Here is an 18,131-nt window from a genome sequence, read left to right as displayed (position 1 = left end):
GCTTCTTTCTTGTCGGGGTGATCAGACGGTGGGAACCTGCGGGATCGCGACCCCGATCAGGCAGTCCTTGGTGACGATGTCCTGAAGTTGTTCCTGGCTCCAGCCCTCGGTGCCTGCGGGGCGTTGCGGTAGGACCAGGTAGCGAGTTTCGGCCGTGGTGTCGTAGACGCGGATTGCGACGTCCGACGCGATCTCGGTTCCCATCTCGGAGAGAACCTTCCGTGGTTCGCGCACCACTCGGGCACGGTATTCGAAGCTCTTGTACCAGGTGGGCGGCAGGCCGAGGATGGGCCACGCGGTGCACGAACATAGTGAGCAGACGATCACGTTCTTGAGCGTCGGAGTGTCTTCGACAGCCACGATGTATTCACCCTGAGGTCCGAGATAGCCGTACTGAGCAACTGCTGCAGTGCCATTCGTGAGGAGTAACTGCCGGAACTCGGGATCGGTCCAGGCTCTGGCGACCAACTCGGCACCGCGCTTGGGGCTGAAGTCCTCTTCGAAGGTCTTCTTCCATCCCTCGACGTAACCGTCCGGTACCAATCCCTTGCCGTCGAGTGCGCGGAACAGCGCCCACGCACGATCGGCGACCGGCGCCTGGGCCGGTGCTGCGTTATCCGTTTTGTGGTCGATCGTTACTGACATCTGGTTCACCTTTTCTCTGTGGGCTGATCATGTGTGAATCGGTGGAAGAAGGACTGTGGATGTGTGGCGAGCCGGCGCCGGAAATACACCGCGAATCTTCTCGAATGCGCGACCGACTCGCAGTACCTTTGCGTCGTCGAAACGCTTGCCGGTGATCATGATTCCGGTCGGCAGACCGTTCACCAGACTTGCCGGGACAGAGAGAGAAGGGTGGCCGGTGACGTCGAATGGTGCGGTGTTGGCGACCATGCCGAGGGCCTTGGTGATGAAGGTGGCGCGGTCGACATTCGCAGCGGGCAACTCGGATGCGACATACGGCAGAGTAGGCATCACCAGCACGTCGTACTGGTCCAGCGCGGCATCGTAGGCGGCACGGGCATGGGGCACCAGGTTGCGGGCTTTGCCGTAGGTGGCACCTGCAAGCGCGGTAACACCGTGATGGCCGGTCAACGCAACCAGTTTGACAGTTTCCGACAAGTCATTCGCATGCTGGATACGACGAGAAGCAAAGTGTGCCATCAGTTCCGGATCGTAGAGACCTTCGACATTGAGTCCGTACCCGTTGCCATCGAGCATCTGGTACGCACCGCCGTCCGTGGCGATCACATTCCAGATGTGGAAGGCGTGCACGTGCCAGGGAATGCTCACTTCCTCCACAACGCATCCGGCCTCGGTCAAGCTGTACGCCGCTGAACGGATGGCGTCGTCTACCTCCGGTTGCGAGACGGCCTGACCGAATCCTTCTCGCACGACACCGATTCGCATCCCCGCTACGCCGGAGCCGAGGTTGGACAAATAATCGGCCGACTCGAGATTCTCGGGTTGTCGGGGGTCGTTGCCGTCGCGGCCTGCAATGACCGAAAGCATCAGTGCCGCATCGTCGACGCTGCGAGTGATCGGTCCGAGGTGGTCGATGGTGCGCTCGATCGGGAAAGCGCCCGTGTAGGGGACAAGTCCGAAAGTGGGCTTGTGTCCGACGACGCCACAGAATGCGGCAGGGATGCGAATCGACCCACCCTGATCCCCGCCGACGGCAATGTCCACGTCACCGTTGGCAACGAGAGCCGCACTGCCACCCGATGATCCACCGGCTTCCCGGTATGGATCCCATGGGTTGCGGACGGGCCCGCTTGCCGGAGTGAAACTGGAACCGGAGAAGCACAAGTCTTCGCACACTGCCTTGCCGGCAACCGTCGCCCCGGCCGCGAGTAGTCGAGTGACGACAGTGGCGTCGCGGGACGGAACAAATCCCTCGACCGACCGCGACCCGTTCATCATCGGCACGCCCGCCACGCTGACGTTGTCCTTGATCGCGACCCGACGATCACGCAGAACGCCGTCCGATGTCGGAAGAATATCGGTTGTCACATACCAAGCACCCAAAGGATTTTCGTCAGATTCGGGTGTCCGGAATTCGCGGGAGATCGGCGTTGGTGCTGCTTCGTCGGCATACAGTTGATCGACGGCATCGTAGGAGCCGAGCGCTCCGTCGATCAGGGCCGGCCACTCTCGCTTGGCCGTATCGTCTAAGGCGATTCCGTAATGCTGTGCAGCAGAATCTATTGCGTTGTCATCTGGTCGAATTATTGCCATGAGAAGTGTGCTCCTGATCTGATCAGTTTGTGGCGTCGCGCAGCATTCCGGTGTGCGGATGACAGTTGATGTACTCGTACTGCTGTGCGTCCGCGTCGAATACCGAGACCTCGTGGTAGAGGCGGAGTTTCTCCAGATTTTCGGCTACACGAAAGAACGTGGTGAAAATGCGTAGATGGGTCGGGTGGGACTCCGACCAGCGCTCGAGATTGTCGAGCGAGGCCCAGTGTCCGATGTTGTAACTCAGGTCGAGGAAGTTACCGTCGATGTCGATGTTGCGCACAAACCTGTTGCTGTAGCAACCCACTGCCTGGCCGTTGTCGCGGAGGAAGTCCATTCCCGCTTCGAGAGTCGGCAGGATTTCGTCCAGGTACAGACTGCGTTCGTCAGCTTCGGCATCGGCCCAATCTTGACCGGATCGAATCAATGCGATGTTGTCGTGCCCGCGCACCACGACACGGCCACCTGCTGTGGGATCGCCTGCGATCACACGTAGTTCACCGGACGGCTGCATCCAGTCGGTCTGGGAGATCGGAAATCGTTCGCGCATCGAACCCCAGTAGCCGTGTTCGTTGATGTCGCCACTGATTCCGTCCATCACCGCCCCGACACCGGGGAGACTATCTTGGAACGCGTACAGAGTTTCGAACTGCTCGGCCCGCGGTGCCACGATCTCGCGGAAGAAACCCAAGCCGTCAGACAGGCGGTCAGCAGATTCCCACCAGTCCGCCACCGCTCGGGACCTACTCCAACGTTGTTGGGACACAGGGTCGTTCCAGTACGCTGCGACAATCAGGTTCTCGTAGCCCTGGTTGTCGAGGTGGTGGGTCAGATCGTGGTGTAGCGCGCCGTTGGCCAGATCGAGACTGGCGACTATGTGGCGCATGGTCGCCAGTGCGTCCGAACGCTGTGCGTCTCCCCTGAATTGCACGCCGAAGTAGCCCATCACCACTTGTTGCAATTTCTCGTCCGAGCGCCCCACCCACATGGGAAACGGCGGTGCGTACGTATCCGGAACCCTACGAGTCAAGGTCCGTGGGCATTTGAGATGTTCACTGATCGCAGATTCCATGAGCACTCCATCCGAGTAGGTCATTCTGGTTGCCTGACGCGTTGGCAACGGCGTATCGAAAATCTACGCCCGCAACGCCCGGCAAACTTGACCAGAAATGCCAGAAACATGGACCACAGTGCCAAGAACGTCGGATTGTTCCAGCACGCCGTATTTTCGTGACGGTCTCGAATAGATAAGTGGTGCAGCAGATTACGTGCGCGTTACCGTTTGTTACCGGAGTGAGGCAGAGTTCGCGGAATCGAGTGACGCAGCGAGTGATTCCGAGCGGTACCGGCGAGGACTCATCCCGAACTCGGCTTTGAACGCTCGACTGAAGGTAGAGGGGTCCGTAAATCCCCAGCGGTGAGCAATTTGAGTCAACGACCGCTCTGCGGTCCCGTGTCGCACCATCTCTCGGCGACAGACTTCGAGGCGTCGACGTCGAATCGAGCGTGAGACAGTCGTGCCGTGTTCGGCGAAGACCCGATGCAACTGTCGAATGGAAACCGCGACCGCTTCAGCGATGTTTACCGGCGACAGCGACGGGTCCTCGATGCGGTCGTCGATGACTGAAAGTGCCATCTCGTAAAGGTCGTTACGATACGAGGAGACCGGACGGATTGTGGTGTGCAGGAACGATTTCACCAAACCGCTGATTTCCTCGATGATCTCAGCCTCGGCTCCGGCGACATCAGAGGACATGCGGACTGACGCAAGATCGTGAAGAAAGCGGCCTAGAAGTCCACTCACGCCGGTGTGACCGTCAAACGCAACGGCGGTAAGGCTCCGGATTTCAGCGTCGGCGAGCGCCAGGGACGGCCTTGGCCAGGTGAAGACCTCGAGTCCCCAGAACCCGTCGTCTGGATGTCCTTCGAATTGCCAATCGAATGGACGGGTGGTGTCGTACAGCACGTAATCACCGCATCGCAGTACGCATTCTCGCTCGTCCTGCCGCACTATCGCGCTACCGCGGCGGATCATCCCGATTTGCAGGTAGTCGGCGCCGTCGTCCCTGATCAGACTGTTGCTGCGCACTATTCGTTGTTCCATCGACTGAACGGCAGCAACCTTGACGTGGGCAAGCTGAGCCGATTGGACAGCGCCGGTGAAACGTGTGCGGTCGTCGATATCGGATACGTCCAGAGCGACAAAATGTTCGCGCAGTAGATCTGCCCAGTCCCCGGCGATAGTTGCCCGAGTGGCGAGCGGAACATCAGATTTCTCGAGCATTGACGGGCACCTCCTCGCAGAAGAATCGAGTTGTTCGGTTGGCTAAACATCGAATGTGCCTAGTCTGGCGTTCATCCCGATCGAGCAGGTACGGGCTTCGCTCTGTGGGAGAAGACTAGTCCGCTGTGTGTGAGGTGTCGATCGACATCACTCGTATTCTCACTCGAGCGTTCGCGTTCGAAATAATTGTTTGCCATACAAACAACGCCGAGTTATTGTTTGTCATACAAACAAGTAGGAGAGCGTCCATGGCCACCGAGGCAGTACCGGCAGCGCGAGCAACACGCCAATCCGGGAAGCAGACCCGTCAGGCTCTGTTCGACGCGGCCACGGAACTGTTTCTCGAGCATGGTGAGTGCGTGTCCATCGCCCAGATCTGCGCGGCCGCCGGCGCCCACCCCAATCAGGTCACCTACTACTACGGATCCAAGGAGAAGCTCTTCGTCGAGGTCGCCTGCGCTGCAGTTCTCCGCGCTGGTAAGCGAGCCGAGGTTGATGCCGCGGACGCCGCGACCGTCGGTGACTACACCGAGAAACTTGTGGGATCGCTGCTCGGTGCGGGAGCTCCGAGCGTCGAGATCTTTGTCGAAGCGATGATGATGACGGGGCGGCGCGGCGAGCTACGCGATCTCATCTCGGAGACTCTCCGCACTTTGCACTCATCGGGCGAAACCGCCCTCCTCCGCACCTTGGTCCGCACCGGCTGGCAGCTGCGCGCGGGCATCGACGTCGAATCGAAGGCCTTCTGGTCCGCGATCTTCGGCCTTGTCATTCAGAAGACGGCTACCGGCGAGAGCTTCGGCTACTCGCTCGAGGAAGCTGTTGCCGTCATCTTTGCCACCCTTCAGATCCCCGACGCAGTACTGAACAGCTCGATGGATTGAAACTCTCTCTCCATCAGGACTTTTAAGGATTTGCCGATGAACATCGTTCGCGTATTCGACAGCAATGTCACCAAGACGCCCGACAAACCGTTCCTGATCTCAGGCGGCCACGAACACACGTATCAGCAGGTTCAGGACGGAAGCCGGCGGGCCGCCGCGTATCTGGAAAATCTGGGTGTGGAACGTGGCGATCGTGTAGCGCTGATGTGCTTCAACACTCCAGGTTTTGTCTACGCGATGCTCGGAGCGTGGCGTCTGGGTGCCGTCGTGGTTCCCATCAATCACAAGATGCAGACACCCGAAGTCGCCTACGTGCTGGGGCATGCCAAGGTATCGGTGTGTGTTTTCGACGGTGAGCTGGCACCGGTTGTCAGTCGACTCGACACAACGGCCACGTTGGTCAGTACCGACTCCGCCGCAGATGGTTTCGACTTCTTCGACGACGCGATCACCAGCCTGGCCGGTGTGGACGGCACCCCGATCAACGAGAACGACCCCGCCGAAATCCTGTACACCTCAGGCACTACCGGCGCTCCGAAGGGTTGCGTCCACAGTCACCGCAATGTGGTCGGGGTGGCAATCACTGCCGGCCTTGCTGTCTCGACGACGCGTGACGAACGCCTGCTCATGGCTGTTCCGATCTGGCACGCCTCCCCGCTCAACAACTGGTTCATGTCCACGCTGTACATGGGTGGAACAGTCGTTCTCCTGCGTGAATACCATCCGGTCAAGTTCCTGGAAACCGTTCAAGAACAACGCATTACCCTGTGCTTCGGTCCTCCCATCATCTACACCACCGCGCTGAACATGGTGCCGAACTTCGCCGATTACAACCTCAGCAGTGTCCGTGCGTGGTTGTACGGCGGCGGCCCCATCGGTGCCGATGTCGCCCGGCGACTCGTGGAGTCGTACGGCACAACCGAATTCCGTCAGGTCTACGGCATGACCGAAACCGGCCCGGTCGGCACGGTGCTGTACCCCGAAGAACAATTGACCAAGGCGGGGTCCATCGGCAAGTACGCGCTCGCCGGGGTGGATCTGCGGGTCGTCGGTGACGACGGCATCGACGTCGGAGTTGGGCAGATCGGTGAGATCTGGTTGCGCGCCGACACTGTCATGCAGGGTTATCTCGACGACCCTCAGGCAACGGCAGCCGCATTTGCCGACGGTGATTGGTACCGCACAGGCGATCTCGCACGCAGTGACGAGGACGGCTACCTGTTCATCGTCGACCGCGCGAAGGACATGATCATCACGGGCGGTGAGAACGTCTACTCCAAGGAAGTCGAGGACGTGATCTCCGGGCACCCAGACGTTGTCGACGTGGCCGTTGTCGGCAAGCCGAACAAGGAGTGGGGCGAGACCGTCGTTGCGCATGTCGTGTGGCGTGAACCCGGCGTCATCGATGCCGACGACATCAAGAGCTACCTCTCGGACAAGCTGGCGCGCTACAAGATTCCGCGCGAGGTGGAGTTTGTAACTGTGCTCCCGCGTACGCCGACCGGCAAGATCCAGAAGCACCTCATCCGCGCAGTGAGCTGAAAGGCCTGTCATGACTGATATTTCCGAGAAGACCGTTATTTCCGAGAAGACCGTCACCCATCCGGCTCCGCATCGCACGCACGCGGTGCTCAACCAGTCGGTGCCGCGCACGGATGTCAACGAGTTCATGCTCGATACGGTGCTCGCCGAAGGAGTCGCGCGCCACGATGCAGATTGGGCAACAGGAGAACTCACCGATATCGGTGAACTGGTCGGTAGTGCGGGATTCCAGCACGACGCCGAGCTGGCCAACACGGTAATCCCCGAACTGAAGACTTTCGATCGCTGGGGAAACCGCATCGACGAGGTCGAATACCATCCGTCGTATCACCGCATCATCTCGGCGGCGGTCGCTCACGGCGCGCATACGTCGGCGTGGGAAAACCCCAAGCCCGGTGCCAATGTTGCTCGCGCAGCAGCATTTATGCTGTTCTCTCAGGTCGAGCCAGGCCATGCGTGCCCGATCTCCATGACGCACGCCGTCATTCCCTCGCTCGAGCTGCAACCTGATGTCGCCGCTCTCTGGACGCCGCGCGCACTCTCGCGCAGCTACACCCCCGAGTTGGACGCCCCGGGAAAGGCATCCGCCATCTTCGGTATGTCGATGACGGAGAAGCAAGGCGGCTCGGACGTACGCGCCAACACCACCATCGCCAAGCCGGCCGGCCGCGGCGGCCCGGGTGCCGATTACCTGCTCACCGGTCACAAGTGGTTCTGCTCGGCACCGATGTCCGATGCATTTCTGGTTCTCGCTCAGGCTGAAGGTGCTGCCGGCGAGGGACTTTCCTGCTTCCTTCTCCCCCGCATCCTGCCGGACGGTACCCGGAACGTCTTCCGCATCCAGCGTCTGAAGAACAAGCTGGGCAACAAGTCCAACGCGTCGTCGGAGATCGAACTCGACGGCACCGTCGGCACGATGATCGGTGAACCGGGCCGCGGCGTGCGAACCATCATCGAGATGGTGTCGCAGACGCGCCTCGACTGCATCCTCGGCAGTACCGCCGGGATGCGCCAGTCCGTCGCCGAAGCCGTGTGGCATGCGCGCCACCGCAGTGCTTTCGGTGCGGTTCTGGCGGATCAGCCTGCCATGACGTCGGTGCTTGCCGATCTGGCTCTCGAATCCGAGGCCGCGACCATCACCGCACTTCGGTTGGCACGCGCGCAGGACAACGATGCAGACGAGCAGGAAAAGGCGTTCCGGCGCCTCGCGACAGCCGTCGCGAAGTACTGGATCTGCAAGCGCGGCCCGCATCACTCGTACGAGGCTCTCGAATGCCTGGGAGGCAACGGATACACCGAGGACTTCCCGCTGGCTCGTCGCTACCGCGAACAGCCCGTCATGGCCGTGTGGGAGGGCTCAGGCAACGTCATCGCGCTCGACGTACTGCGTGCGATGACTCGTGAACCCGATTCCGTCGCCGCGTTCGACCTCGAGGTCAACCTTGCTCGCGGCAACAACCCGGTTCTCGATCAGCATCTCGACCGCGTACGCCGCCAGCTCGGTGAACTCGCCACGCTGGCACCCGCCGACGCACAGCTGAGGGCGCGGACCGTTGTCGAAGCCATGGCGCTCGCGTTGCAGGCTTCGCTGATGGTTCGCTACTCCCCGGCTGCGTCGTCGGAGGCGTTCATCGCCGCTCGCCTGGGCGAGGATCGTGGCCACGAATACGGAACCCTGCCGGTCGGAACCGATTTCGCAGGAATTCTCGCGAGGGCGTAACGCCTGTGCGCAGGCCGCTAGGCCAGACCGCTCAACGGTGGCGCGGTGTTCTCATCGCGCCACCCGATTGCCTCGACGAGGGTTGTCAGGTCGTAGTCCGGACCGCTCACACTGACCGTGAAGAGAGTGACGCCATCTGCCACCAGGTCGGCGGCATTCTCCAATCCGGGCCACGGGGCGGAATGCTCCACGTCCAGGGGATTGCGTCCGACGGCGGCGCAGTGATCGGCCAGGATGTCGGACTTACGCAGGTGTGTCTCGCGGTCGCCGAAGCTGTGCCACACATCGGCGTATTCGGCGACCAAACGCAGGGTTTTCTTCTCGCCGCCACCGCCGATCAGAATCGGGATATTGCGCGTCGGCGGCGGATTGCCGGCGGCCAGTCGCCGGGTGATGCGAGGCAGGTACTCGCCGAGCAGTTTCAGGCGTGAACCCGGGGTACCGAAGTCGTAGCCGAACTGGTCGTAGTCCTTCTGGAACCAGCCGGCACCGATGCCGAGGATGAGCCGCCCACCGCTCATATGGTCGACAGTGCGCGCCATATCGGCCAGCAGATCGGGATTGCGGTAGCCACCGCCGGTGACCAGGGCTCCGATCTCCACACGTTCGGTCTGCTCGGCCCAGGCTCCGAGCATGGTCCAGCACTCGAAATGAGCTCCGTCGGGATCACCGGTCAACGGATAGAAGTGGTCCCAGTTGAAGACGATGTCGACACCGGCGTCCTCTGATCGCAGAACCGCGTCGCGGATCAGCCCGTAGTCGGGCGCGTGCTGGGGTTGGAGTTGAACACCGATGCGTACCGGACGAGTCATGCCGTGCTCCTGCCGAGAGGAAATGGTTGCACCTTTCATCATGGCCGGGAAGGCCCGGTTGCCGCTACGTGAGTGCGGCACCTACCGCTTCGTAGACCCCCAATTCCTCGAGTAAGCGGGTGCGCAGAGCTGCATACCCCGGTTGCGCCGGATTGCGCGGCTGCGCGAACGAGACGTCTTCGAGGATGCTCAAACGACCGTCCCGCAACACCGCAATTCGATCCGCAAGCAGGATTGCCTCGTCGATGTCGTGAGTCACCAGCAGCACTGCCGGGCGATGTTTGCGGCACAGTTCCGCCACCAACGCCTGCATGCGGAGTCGGGTGAGCGCGTCGAGTGCCGCAAAAGGCTCGTCCAGCAACAACAGTTGCGGATTGCGAACCAAGGCCCGGGCCAATGCGACGCGTTGTGCTTCGCCGCCCGACAAGGTTGTGGGCCACGCACGTTCGCGTCCGGCAAGTGACACCTCAGCCAAGGCTGCAGCTGCGGCGGCGCGATTCTTCCGGGTTGCCCGCTGACCGAGTATGACGTTGTCCTGGACGCGCTTCGACGCGATCAGGCGAGGCTCCTGAAAGACAACCGTCCGTGCGTCCGGTGCACGCACCTCTCCGGCGTCGTGTCCCTCGAGGCCGGCGAGAATGCGCAGGAAGGTTGTCTTGCCACTGCCGCTGGCTCCGAGAAGTGCAACAAATTCCCCCGGTCTTACATCGAGCGAGAAACCGTCCAGGATTGTGCGATCACCAAAAGTCTTGACGACACCACTGGCGTATACGCCGGTGTCGGATGTTCGAACCGTCATGCGGACTTCCCCCATTGCTTGTACGGCATCAGGATTCGCTCGAGACCTCGAACGAGAAGGTCGACCGACAACCCCCAGATTGCATAGATGATCACGACAACCACCAGGATGTCGGTCTGGAAATACTGCTGAGCCGACGTCATCAGGAAGCCGAGGCCCTTGGGGGCATTGCTCAATTCGGCGACGATAAGCGCGAGAAGCGACACCGACAGCGAGACCCGCAGTCCGACAAGCACCGACGGAATCATCTCCGGCAGGATCACTTGACGGATCAACCCGATGCCACGGAGCCCGAACACTCGTCCCGCCTCGATGACTTTGCGATCGACGTTGCGCACGCCGCTGTGAGTGTTGATGTACAGCGGAAACAGCGCTGCCGCCGCGATGATGATGATCTTGGGTCGTTCGTCGATACCGAACCACAGGATCAGCAACGGAGTGATGGCCAGAAACGGGATGGTGCGGAGCATTTGCAGCGTCGGGTCGAGCAGTTTGTCGGCAAGAGCAAACAAACCGGAGACGATGCCGAGTGACAGACCCAGGGCGCCGCCGATGGCAAATCCGATGGCAACACGAACCAGGGATACCGAAAGGTTATCCCAGAGAACGCCGGTGGTCAGTAGCTCGACGAATGCCGACCACACCGACCCCGGTGACGGGAAGGTCTTCTCGTCGATCTTGCCGGTGGCTGATCCCACCGCCCACAAAGCGAGTAGGGCAACCGGGACGCTCGCGCGCAGTGCGATATCGGTCAATCGTGAGCGTCGACGGCGGCTGGCTACCGGCGCGACGAGTTGCGGAGATTCGACCCGGGGTGGTGCTGGTGCTTCCACACTCATGACACTGCCCAGGTTGTGACGTCGAAGGCGTTGGGCGCCTTACCGGATTTGACCAGGAAGTCGAGCGTCGAACGCACCGTGTTCAATCCGTCCGGATCAACAGGTTCGGTCTGGAAATTCCACAGCGTTGCTTCCTTGACCACATCGACCGGTGAGCCGGTGGCATCAAATACGAATTGGGCGTAGGCATCGTGGTCCGCATCGATTGCCTTGTCTCCGGCCGCAATAACCTCCCAGACGGCCTTTGCCAGTTCGGGATTCGCTGAAAGAGTCTCACGCGACGTCAGAGCCACGCTGGTGGCCAGCAGATCCGGATCGTCGACGCTTGCCTTGGACAGGATCGGGAAGTTGATCTGCTTGCGCCAGATGCCGGCCGTGGTGGCGGGAAGCGGAACGGCGTCGATGTCGCCGCGCTGCAGGGCCGGAAGCGCGTCGGCGAAGAGGAGATTCACCAATTCCACCTGATCCGCGACACCGGCCCGTTCGAGAACCGCGCGTCCGTACTTGTCGAAGTTGGAGCCGAACTGGAGTCCCACCTTCTTGCCGGCAAGATCTTCGATCTTCGACACTCCACCTTCACGGCCGAGGAACCAGATATCGGACGCAGGCTTGTCGATCACCAAGGCAGGCACGTCGATTCCGCTCGCCTTCGCCTGAACGGCAGGCGTGTCGCCGATTATGCCAACCTGTACGTCTCCCGTCTGTAGTGCCTGCACTACCGGCGGACCGTTGTTGAAGCCCACGAAGGCTTTGTACTCGAACCCGTACTTCTCGAGAATCGGTTGCGCAAGACCTTCGTGGACGGCGTAACCGAACGAGGTTGTGTCCGCCGGGGATTTACCCGCCGCACCGTTCCACGGAGCGCCCACCGTCAACGGAACCAGGGCGCCCGACGTACCCTCGGTTGCTTCCGAGGTCGACGAGCACGCGGTCACCGTTGCGAGAAGTGCGATTCCCAGCAGTACAGCAAGGCTTTTGGTGCGAGTGCGGATGGTCATGGTGTTCTCCTGGCGTTCTGTGCAAGCTGGTGATAGTCGGCTGTGGATTGTGTCGGGCGGGGAGACGATTTACGCCACCCGACGCGTTCGCGATACATCCCGAGCAGGTTCTGCCCGAGGAGGTGCTCTTCGTCGAGGAACTCGGAGCCCTGAGGTTCCGGTGTGCGCGAGGGCGAGACGAACATGGCATCGGCCGGGCAGTACGCCTCACACTGGAAACATGTTTGGCAGTCCGAGTGCCGGGCGATCACGGGAGGGGCATCCGGGACGGCTTCGAAGACGTTCATCGGGCAGATCCGGACACAGATGTCACACGTGGTGCATCGGTCGGCGTTGATGATCTCGATCATGACGCACTCCCCTGCGCGGCCAATGTGATACCAACACGCGGTAATTCGGTATCCGGTTGCACCCAGATATCGTTCAGCCCACCACTGAGTAGCCGGTGGGCCTGCCTCGAATCCGTGTCCGGGAAATCGGTGCGAGTATGCATGCCACGGGTTTCGGTGCGCGCCATGGCAGTACGTACCGCCCATCGGCCCATTGCAAGCATTCCGGCACTCTCGCGTTGCGCTATGGCGTCCATGCCGGAGTACTCGACGTTCGGGGCAGAAGACGCGCTCTCCCACAGCCGATCCAAGCGCGCAGCCGAGTCGGCGAGACCGTCGTTGCTACGGAAAACTGCCTTGTCGATCGGTAGCATCTCGGACTGGATCGAGCGAACGGTGTCGGCGACGTGCACGGCGCCTCGCCCACGAACGCCGAGGGTTCCGGACGGTTCGCCGCCGAATGAGGTTGGCAATCCCCGCTTTGCCGAGTATCGGGCCGCAGCACGTCCAGCCCACGTTCCGGTCGCGATGGCCCAGGACAGATTGGGTCCACCCGCTCCGGTGGCAGCGCCGACTATGCGGTCGCGCGCCGCGATATCGCCGGCCGCGTAGAGGCCGGGCACTCCCGTCGACGCCTCGTAGTCGAGAACATGTATTCCGCCAGTACCCCGGACGGTTCCTTCTTGCACCCAATCCATCGGGAATCGTTCATTGAAGGGATCGATCCCGAGTTTGTCAGTCACCATGAAGAAGTTGGGCATCGCGGCGCGCAGAGCGGGCCACATCTCTTTGTCGAACTGAGTGAACTGGGCGGTGATGGTGCCGCGCAGTGAAGCGCCGAGAAGCTCTGCGCGGCTTTGATGTAGGTCGTGATACCGAATGGGTTCGCCGCGGTGATCCCAGTACGACGCTGAGACGAAGAATCCGTTCTTGTCCATGCTGGTTCCGAACGGCACCATTCCGTAGAAGTTCGAGAACTCCATGCTGGAAAGGTGAGCCCCCACTTCGACGGCCATCAAGTGACCCTCCCCGGTGTTCACGTCACCGCCGAGCGAGTGGCTCTTCCACGTGGTTCCGCCGGTCGCGAGGATCACGGCACCGGCGTCGACGCGCCAAGGCCGTTTGACCTGGCGCTGGTAACCCGTTGCCCCGGAGACGGTTCCGTTGGAATCAACGAGAAGTTCCAGCGCAGGACTGTGATCCAGTACGTGTACTCCGGATTTCTTCACCTTGCCGCGGAGGAAGCGGAGGTAGTCCGGGGCGGCGCCGGAAAACGATCGCTCGCCGGGCCGGGCGCCGAACAGGGAGCCGGGACCGCGCGGGCTGGCACTGGGCTTGTAGCCCCATTCCGGTATGAGAGCTGTTCGCTCCCAAGCCTCGTCGAGAACCGCTTCGGTCCAGACTCGATCGGTGATGAAACCTCCGGAGCGTTCGCGCCGCGAGATTTCTTCGTCGCGGCGTTCCGGAACCGGGGGCACGAGCCAATGTCCGACTCCTGCCGTCGCGGCTACACCGCTTGCGCCGACATAGCCTTTGTCCACCAACGTGACACTGGCGCCGGATTCGGCGGCGGCAACTGCCGCCCATGTTGCCGCCGGGCCGCCGCCGACAATCAACACGTCGGTCGACACGTGCAGATTCTCGGAGTCGTCCGTGACTATCTGCCCGTGAAAGCGAGGGAGTGAGCGCGCCATGACAGCGCACCTCCATTCTGGAATGCGTGAGAAGAGAGGGGGCTACGAGTTGTTCGCTCTAGCTACACGAAGACGACAGCGAGGCCTCGAGGCGTGCGAGGCGGTCGGTGATCTTGGCCAGTTCCGTGAGGATCGCGGCTTGGCCGGCCGGTGCATATCGGTTTGTATGGCCGACACCGACTTCGATCAATCCCAGGGCTTGGTGAGTGGTCACCTGAAAGAATCCGAGCTGATCCAGGACGTCGGCGGCGTATCCGGAGGAAGCATTTGCCAAGGCCCACACCAGATTCGCGCCGTTCACGACGGAGTTCCCGACCAGTTGCGCGTCGGCAACCGCTGCCTCGAGAATCACGCGGGCTGCGGGGCCGTACGTGACATCGCCGTCGTCGAGTGGCGTCTGGTCTGGGACCACCAGATCGAGAGTTTTCTGGATAGAAGCCCGGGTCAGTCCGAGGTGGTCGAGGCCGCGCAGGATGAGGTTCTCTTCCTCGTCCAAGAGAGCTTGCAGCAAGTGCTCGGAATCAACTGTCGGAGAACCTTTTCTGGCTGCGGCAGCTGGCGCGAGGGATATTACCGATGCCAGATGAGGACTGAACGGTAGATCGGTCTCGATATGTTCGGTGATGCGCACGGAAGAATCGGGTGCTTCACGATCGAGTGCGCCGCGTAGAGCCATTTGGCAGATCGCCGAGATCGGGAGTTGCCGGGCGCGTACCGCGGCGGCGAGGTCGTCCGGAACATAGACGTTGATTTTTGGCATCTGCTCCGCCTCTCTCGTAACTCGACTCTCTGACCTGCACTGATGTGCATAACCCCATATAACCCCCACTGCGTAGCGGCGACAATGGCGACCGCCGTCGATTCGGCGGAAAAGTGCTGCTCACGGGTTTAGTTCAGCCTGGTCCGAATCGCCGGGTTCAGGTCCAGGTCTGCCCACAGCAGACAAACGGGTATCCGGGGTCGCTGCGCCGGTAGGAATGGTTTCATGACTACTCCAACCCCCGCCGATACCGGTTACCGTGACCTGCTGACAGACAGGCTCTTTCGTCAGCGAACGATCTTGCTGACCGGAGAGGTGAACGACGAGATGGCCGAGCGTGTGTGTTCGGAGCTGGTGCTACTTGCCACAACGGACCCCAAGCGCGACATTGTGCTGTACATCAATTCGCCCGGTGGTTCGGTATTTGCCGGGCTCGCTATCTACGACACCATGAAACTCATCCCCAACGACGTAGTGACGGTCGCAATGGGATTCGCCGCCAGTATGGGTCAGGTTCTACTCTGCTCCGGCACTCGCGGAAAACGAATCAGCTTGGCGCACAGTCGCATCATGATGCATCAGCCGTCGGCCGGTATCGGCGGCACCGCGGTGGATATCGCGATCCAGGCCGAGAGCCTCGAATTGATGAAGCGTCAATCGCAGGAAATCCTTGCCGCCGAAACCGGCCGGACCGTCGAAGAGATCGAGATCGACAGCGACCGGGATCGCTGGTTTACCGCCGAGCAGGCACGTGAGTACGGAATCGTCGACCGCGTCGTGACGACGTTCGCCGAGATCGCCCCGCAGGCCACCTTCCCCAAGATCGGATTGTGAACATCATGTCCCAGTACATGATTCCCAGTGTCATCGAGCGAACGCCGACGGGTGAGCGATCTTTCGACATCTTCAGCAGGCTCCTCAACGAGCGCATCGTCTTTCTCGGCACGGAGATCGACGACGGCGTCGCCAACGTCGTGATGGCGCAGATGCTGCACCTGCAGGCCGACAACCCGGATCGCGAAATCGGTTTGTACATCAACTCCCCCGGTGGTTCCACCACGGCGATGCTCGCGATCTACGACACCATGCAATTCCTGAAACCCACCATTTCCACGTACTGCATGGGGCAGGCGGCGTCGGCTGCCGCGGTGCTGCTCGCCGCAGGCACTCCGGGGCATCGTCACGTTCTCGCCCATTCGCGGGTGCTGCTGCACCAACCGTCGACGCAAGGCAGCGGCACAATCTCGGATCTGGCGCTTCAAGCAGCCGAGATCCTGAGAATCCGCGAGCAGACCGAGGTGATTCTGAGTAAGCACACCGGTCAGAGCGTCGAGCGACTTCGTAAAGACACCGACCGAGACCGGATTTTCACTGCTCACGACGCAATCTCTTACGGATTGGCCGACACCCTCATCGAAGGGAACTGACTCAGGCTGCCATCAGGACGGGCCCGGAAATCGGTGCCGGAGAGTTCCCGAACGTGAGGGAATTGAGCGCGACGAGTTTGTTCCCCGAGCGGAACAGCAAGTGCTCGAGCGGCATTCCCAGAGCTTGGCAGATGGACCGCAGGATTTCCGACGACGGTTCCTTCTTACCTCGCTCGATTTCGGACAGGTATTGCTTCGACATTCCGACCTCGGCGGCGACGTCGTCCAGCGTCCGGTCCTGATCGCGTCGGACCTCGCGCAACACTCGCCCGTACGCCTCGCGAATCAGTGGGGGCTTACGCGCAGGTGCATCAGAGCTCGGGAGTTCGGACTCATCCCGGACCAGGACCAATCTGCGCTGGTTATCCATACGCCGAGTATTCCAGTCGGCCGGTTCGGCCACCACCGGGTTCGCCGAGGGCTGATTGCCCTCAACTCGACTGGACGCCACCGGCAAGAAACATTGCGCGAAGAACAAAGGCGGCCTCGGGTCCGATGATTTCGCCGACCATGCTCAGGTAGCGGTCGACGAACTCGGGCCCGTGGGAAGCCTCGTCGGAGTCGGAGTCGGGGTTGCCGAGGTGGTGTGCGAGTTCGTGCAGAACAACAAGTTCACGCAGTGCCCAGCGCCCATCGCGGTCCTCCGGGACGGCGATGGTGTTGTTCGAGTAGTGGGCGGCAGCGTTTCCTGCGCGGGCGCGCACCACTACCGAAGCACTTGCGCGAGGCCAGGATTCGACCACCCAGTTCAGTGAAAGGACCTGATCGCAATACGTTTGTACCGATTCCACCGAACCGAATTTGCGTTCGACCGGCAGCGTGATGGTTGACCCCAGAACCTCGACGCTACGTGTCCCCCGCTGATCGGCGCGGTCGAACATGGTGCGCACCAAGGTTTCTGCCTCGTAGAGGGCGGAACGTTGACTATCCCTCACGAATCGATCTGCCCCCGGACGCCGCCGATCTCCGGAAGGTTTCCCAGCCGTGCTGATCTGGCGGCCTTGTCGCCGGCTTGACGTGCGTGTGACGAATGTCCGGCACTGGCCCTGCCGCCGCCGCGCCACGTACCGCGCGCCTTGGAGTTGGACGAGTAATAGTCTTTGAGTTCGATTTCCTTGTTACGCAACACCAGTGCGGTTTCCGAGGACGACGCTGTGGACACCGTTTCGGTCTCCTTCTTCGTTTCCGTCAACCGGGCACCGATGCGCGCCGCGTAGGCCATCTGGAAATTGAGCCGCGCGGTCACCCCGGCAACCGGCTTGCGGACCTGCGTGCTGACGCGTCGTCGTCCACGAGTTTCGACGACCGTCCGCACCGACGTTTCACCGCGGTACGCGCCGGAGCGGACATACGCGTCGGAATCTCGCACCATCTGGAACAGCAGGCTCGAGTACAGGGCCTCGCATACGTCGATGTCTCCGGCAAATCCGTACGCGAAGATGACCGCAGACGTCTGTGCGATGTCGCACTGCACGTCGTTGGCGGCGGCGATGGCGATGAACAACTGAGCGTAGGTACGCAATCCCCGCTTGCCGGGCTCACCGATCGTGATCAGTCGCTGGGTGGGCGTCGCCCGTTTTTCCGACGACGCCGTGTGCGCGCGAGCCACCGCCAGATCGATGGCCGAGTTGGTGGCCAACCGCTGCGCGGCCGCCATGAAGGCTTCACCTTCGTGCGGATTATCGGTGGATTCTGCCTGACGAAGCAGAGCGCCGATGCGGGTCAACATCTTCTCCGAACTCACCGAAAGAAGGGTACTCCCGGATACCGACAGCGACGTTTATGCTGCTGGGGCACACACTCAC

General features: G+C 61.4%; 19 protein-coding genes. 5 read left to right on the top strand and 14 right to left on the bottom strand.

The genetic code is table 11. The annotated features are described in order from the left end of the window. Nucleotides 1-21: 21 nt before the first annotated feature. The 4 genes from nthA to FFI94_RS30515 all read right to left on the bottom strand — a co-directional run bounded on the left by nthA (nucleotide 22) and on the right by FFI94_RS30515 (nucleotide 4,522). On the bottom strand, nucleotides 22-645 hold the full coding sequence (gene nthA / locus FFI94_RS30530) for a nitrile hydratase subunit alpha (protein WP_138871128.1): 624 nt from the start codon (nucleotides 643-645) through the stop codon (nucleotides 22-24). A gap of 27 nt (nucleotides 646-672) precedes the next feature. Continuing rightward, nucleotides 673-2,238, bottom strand: coding sequence for an amidase (locus tag FFI94_RS30525; RefSeq protein ID WP_138871127.1), 1,566 nt, complete (start codon nucleotides 2,236-2,238; stop codon nucleotides 673-675). Nucleotides 2,239-2,260: 22 nt separating this feature from the next. Then, a complete protein-coding gene (locus FFI94_RS30520; RefSeq protein WP_138873511.1) occupies nucleotides 2,261-3,310 on the bottom strand; it encodes a phenylacetaldoxime dehydratase family protein in 1,050 nt (349 codons plus the stop codon). A gap of 213 nt (nucleotides 3,311-3,523) precedes the next feature. After that, nucleotides 3,524-4,522 (bottom strand): helix-turn-helix domain-containing protein, encoded by a 999-nt coding sequence (locus FFI94_RS30515; RefSeq protein ID WP_138871126.1) that lies wholly within the window; start codon nucleotides 4,520-4,522, stop codon nucleotides 3,524-3,526. Nucleotides 4,523-4,770: 248 nt separating this feature from the next. Here FFI94_RS30515 and FFI94_RS30510 point away from each other — a divergent pair, with 248 nt between their 5' ends. Genes FFI94_RS30510 through FFI94_RS30500 form a run of 3 tightly spaced genes read left to right on the top strand, consistent with a single transcriptional unit; the run spans nucleotide 4,771 to nucleotide 8,668 of the window. Then, nucleotides 4,771-5,406: a TetR/AcrR family transcriptional regulator C-terminal domain-containing protein gene (locus tag FFI94_RS30510; RefSeq protein ID WP_138871125.1), complete on the top strand. Its 636-nt coding sequence runs from the start codon at nucleotides 4,771-4,773 to the stop codon at nucleotides 5,404-5,406. A 36-nt stretch (nucleotides 5,407-5,442) separates the two neighbouring features. Beyond that, nucleotides 5,443-6,948: a class I adenylate-forming enzyme family protein gene (locus FFI94_RS30505; RefSeq protein WP_138871124.1), complete on the top strand. Its 1,506-nt coding sequence runs from the start codon at nucleotides 5,443-5,445 to the stop codon at nucleotides 6,946-6,948. Nucleotides 6,949-6,958: 10 nt separating this feature from the next. Further along, nucleotides 6,959-8,668, top strand: a complete 1,710-nt coding sequence (locus FFI94_RS30500) for an acyl-CoA dehydrogenase family protein (protein WP_138871123.1) — start codon at nucleotides 6,959-6,961, stop codon at nucleotides 8,666-8,668. Between the two features lie 17 nt (nucleotides 8,669-8,685). Here the strand turns inward: FFI94_RS30500 and FFI94_RS30495 are convergent, their stop codons facing one another. From FFI94_RS30495 to FFI94_RS30465, 7 genes are all read right to left on the bottom strand, one after another. Further along, entirely contained in the window at nucleotides 8,686-9,480 is a 795-nt protein-coding gene (locus tag FFI94_RS30495) for an LLM class F420-dependent oxidoreductase (protein ID WP_138871122.1), read from the bottom strand. A 64-nt stretch (nucleotides 9,481-9,544) separates the two neighbouring features. Next, nucleotides 9,545-10,279, bottom strand: a complete 735-nt coding sequence (locus FFI94_RS30490) for an ABC transporter ATP-binding protein (protein ID WP_138871121.1) — start codon at nucleotides 10,277-10,279, stop codon at nucleotides 9,545-9,547. Continuing rightward, nucleotides 10,276-11,118, bottom strand: a complete 843-nt coding sequence (locus FFI94_RS30485; RefSeq protein WP_138871120.1) for an ABC transporter permease — start codon at nucleotides 11,116-11,118, stop codon at nucleotides 10,276-10,278. Before FFI94_RS30485 ends, FFI94_RS30490 begins: the two co-directional genes overlap by 4 nt. Beyond that, the gene (locus FFI94_RS30480; RefSeq protein WP_138871119.1) at nucleotides 11,115-12,116 is read right to left on the bottom strand and encodes an ABC transporter substrate-binding protein; all 1,002 of its coding nucleotides are present in this window, start codon (nucleotides 12,114-12,116) and stop codon (nucleotides 11,115-11,117) included. Before FFI94_RS30480 ends, FFI94_RS30485 begins: the two co-directional genes overlap by 4 nt. After that, complete coding sequence (locus FFI94_RS30475; RefSeq protein WP_138871118.1) at nucleotides 12,113-12,466, bottom strand: ferredoxin family protein; 354 nt, start codon at nucleotides 12,464-12,466, stop codon at nucleotides 12,113-12,115. The genes FFI94_RS30480 and FFI94_RS30475 overlap by 4 nt, the downstream gene beginning before the upstream one ends. Beyond that, the gene (locus FFI94_RS30470; RefSeq protein ID WP_138871117.1) at nucleotides 12,463-14,139 is read right to left on the bottom strand and encodes an FAD-dependent oxidoreductase; all 1,677 of its coding nucleotides are present in this window, start codon (nucleotides 14,137-14,139) and stop codon (nucleotides 12,463-12,465) included. The genes FFI94_RS30475 and FFI94_RS30470 overlap by 4 nt, the downstream gene beginning before the upstream one ends. Nucleotides 14,140-14,197: 58 nt before the next feature. Next, on the bottom strand, nucleotides 14,198-14,899 hold the full coding sequence (locus FFI94_RS30465) for a Clp protease N-terminal domain-containing protein (protein ID WP_138871116.1): 702 nt from the start codon (nucleotides 14,897-14,899) through the stop codon (nucleotides 14,198-14,200). Between the two features lie 225 nt (nucleotides 14,900-15,124). On the opposite strand from FFI94_RS30465, the gene FFI94_RS30460 reads away from it, so the two are divergent. After that, a complete protein-coding gene (locus FFI94_RS30460) occupies nucleotides 15,125-15,733 on the top strand; it encodes a ClpP family protease (RefSeq protein WP_138871115.1) in 609 nt (202 codons plus the stop codon). 5 nt (nucleotides 15,734-15,738) lie between these two features. After that, entirely contained in the window at nucleotides 15,739-16,326 is a 588-nt protein-coding gene (locus tag FFI94_RS30455) for an ATP-dependent Clp protease proteolytic subunit (RefSeq protein ID WP_138873510.1), read from the top strand. Nucleotide 16,327: 1 nt separating this feature from the next. Here the strand turns inward: FFI94_RS30455 and FFI94_RS30450 are convergent, their stop codons facing one another. The 3 genes from FFI94_RS30450 to FFI94_RS30440 form a co-directional block, all read right to left on the bottom strand. Then, the gene (locus tag FFI94_RS30450; RefSeq protein ID WP_138871114.1) at nucleotides 16,328-16,696 is read right to left on the bottom strand and encodes a helix-turn-helix domain-containing protein; all 369 of its coding nucleotides are present in this window, start codon (nucleotides 16,694-16,696) and stop codon (nucleotides 16,328-16,330) included. Between the two features lie 61 nt (nucleotides 16,697-16,757). Then, nucleotides 16,758-17,261, bottom strand: a complete 504-nt coding sequence (locus FFI94_RS30445; protein WP_138871113.1) for a TIGR04338 family metallohydrolase — start codon at nucleotides 17,259-17,261, stop codon at nucleotides 16,758-16,760. Then, nucleotides 17,258-18,070: a DUF2786 domain-containing protein gene (locus tag FFI94_RS30440; RefSeq protein WP_138871112.1), complete on the bottom strand. Its 813-nt coding sequence runs from the start codon at nucleotides 18,068-18,070 to the stop codon at nucleotides 17,258-17,260. The genes FFI94_RS30445 and FFI94_RS30440 overlap by 4 nt, the downstream gene beginning before the upstream one ends. Nucleotides 18,071-18,131: the final 61 nt, after the last annotated feature.

Source organism: Rhodococcus sp. KBS0724 (assembly GCF_005938745.2).
Classification (GTDB): Bacteria; Actinomycetota; Actinomycetes; order Mycobacteriales; family Mycobacteriaceae; genus Rhodococcus_F.
This window is presented reverse-complemented; position numbering and strand designations above follow the sequence as displayed.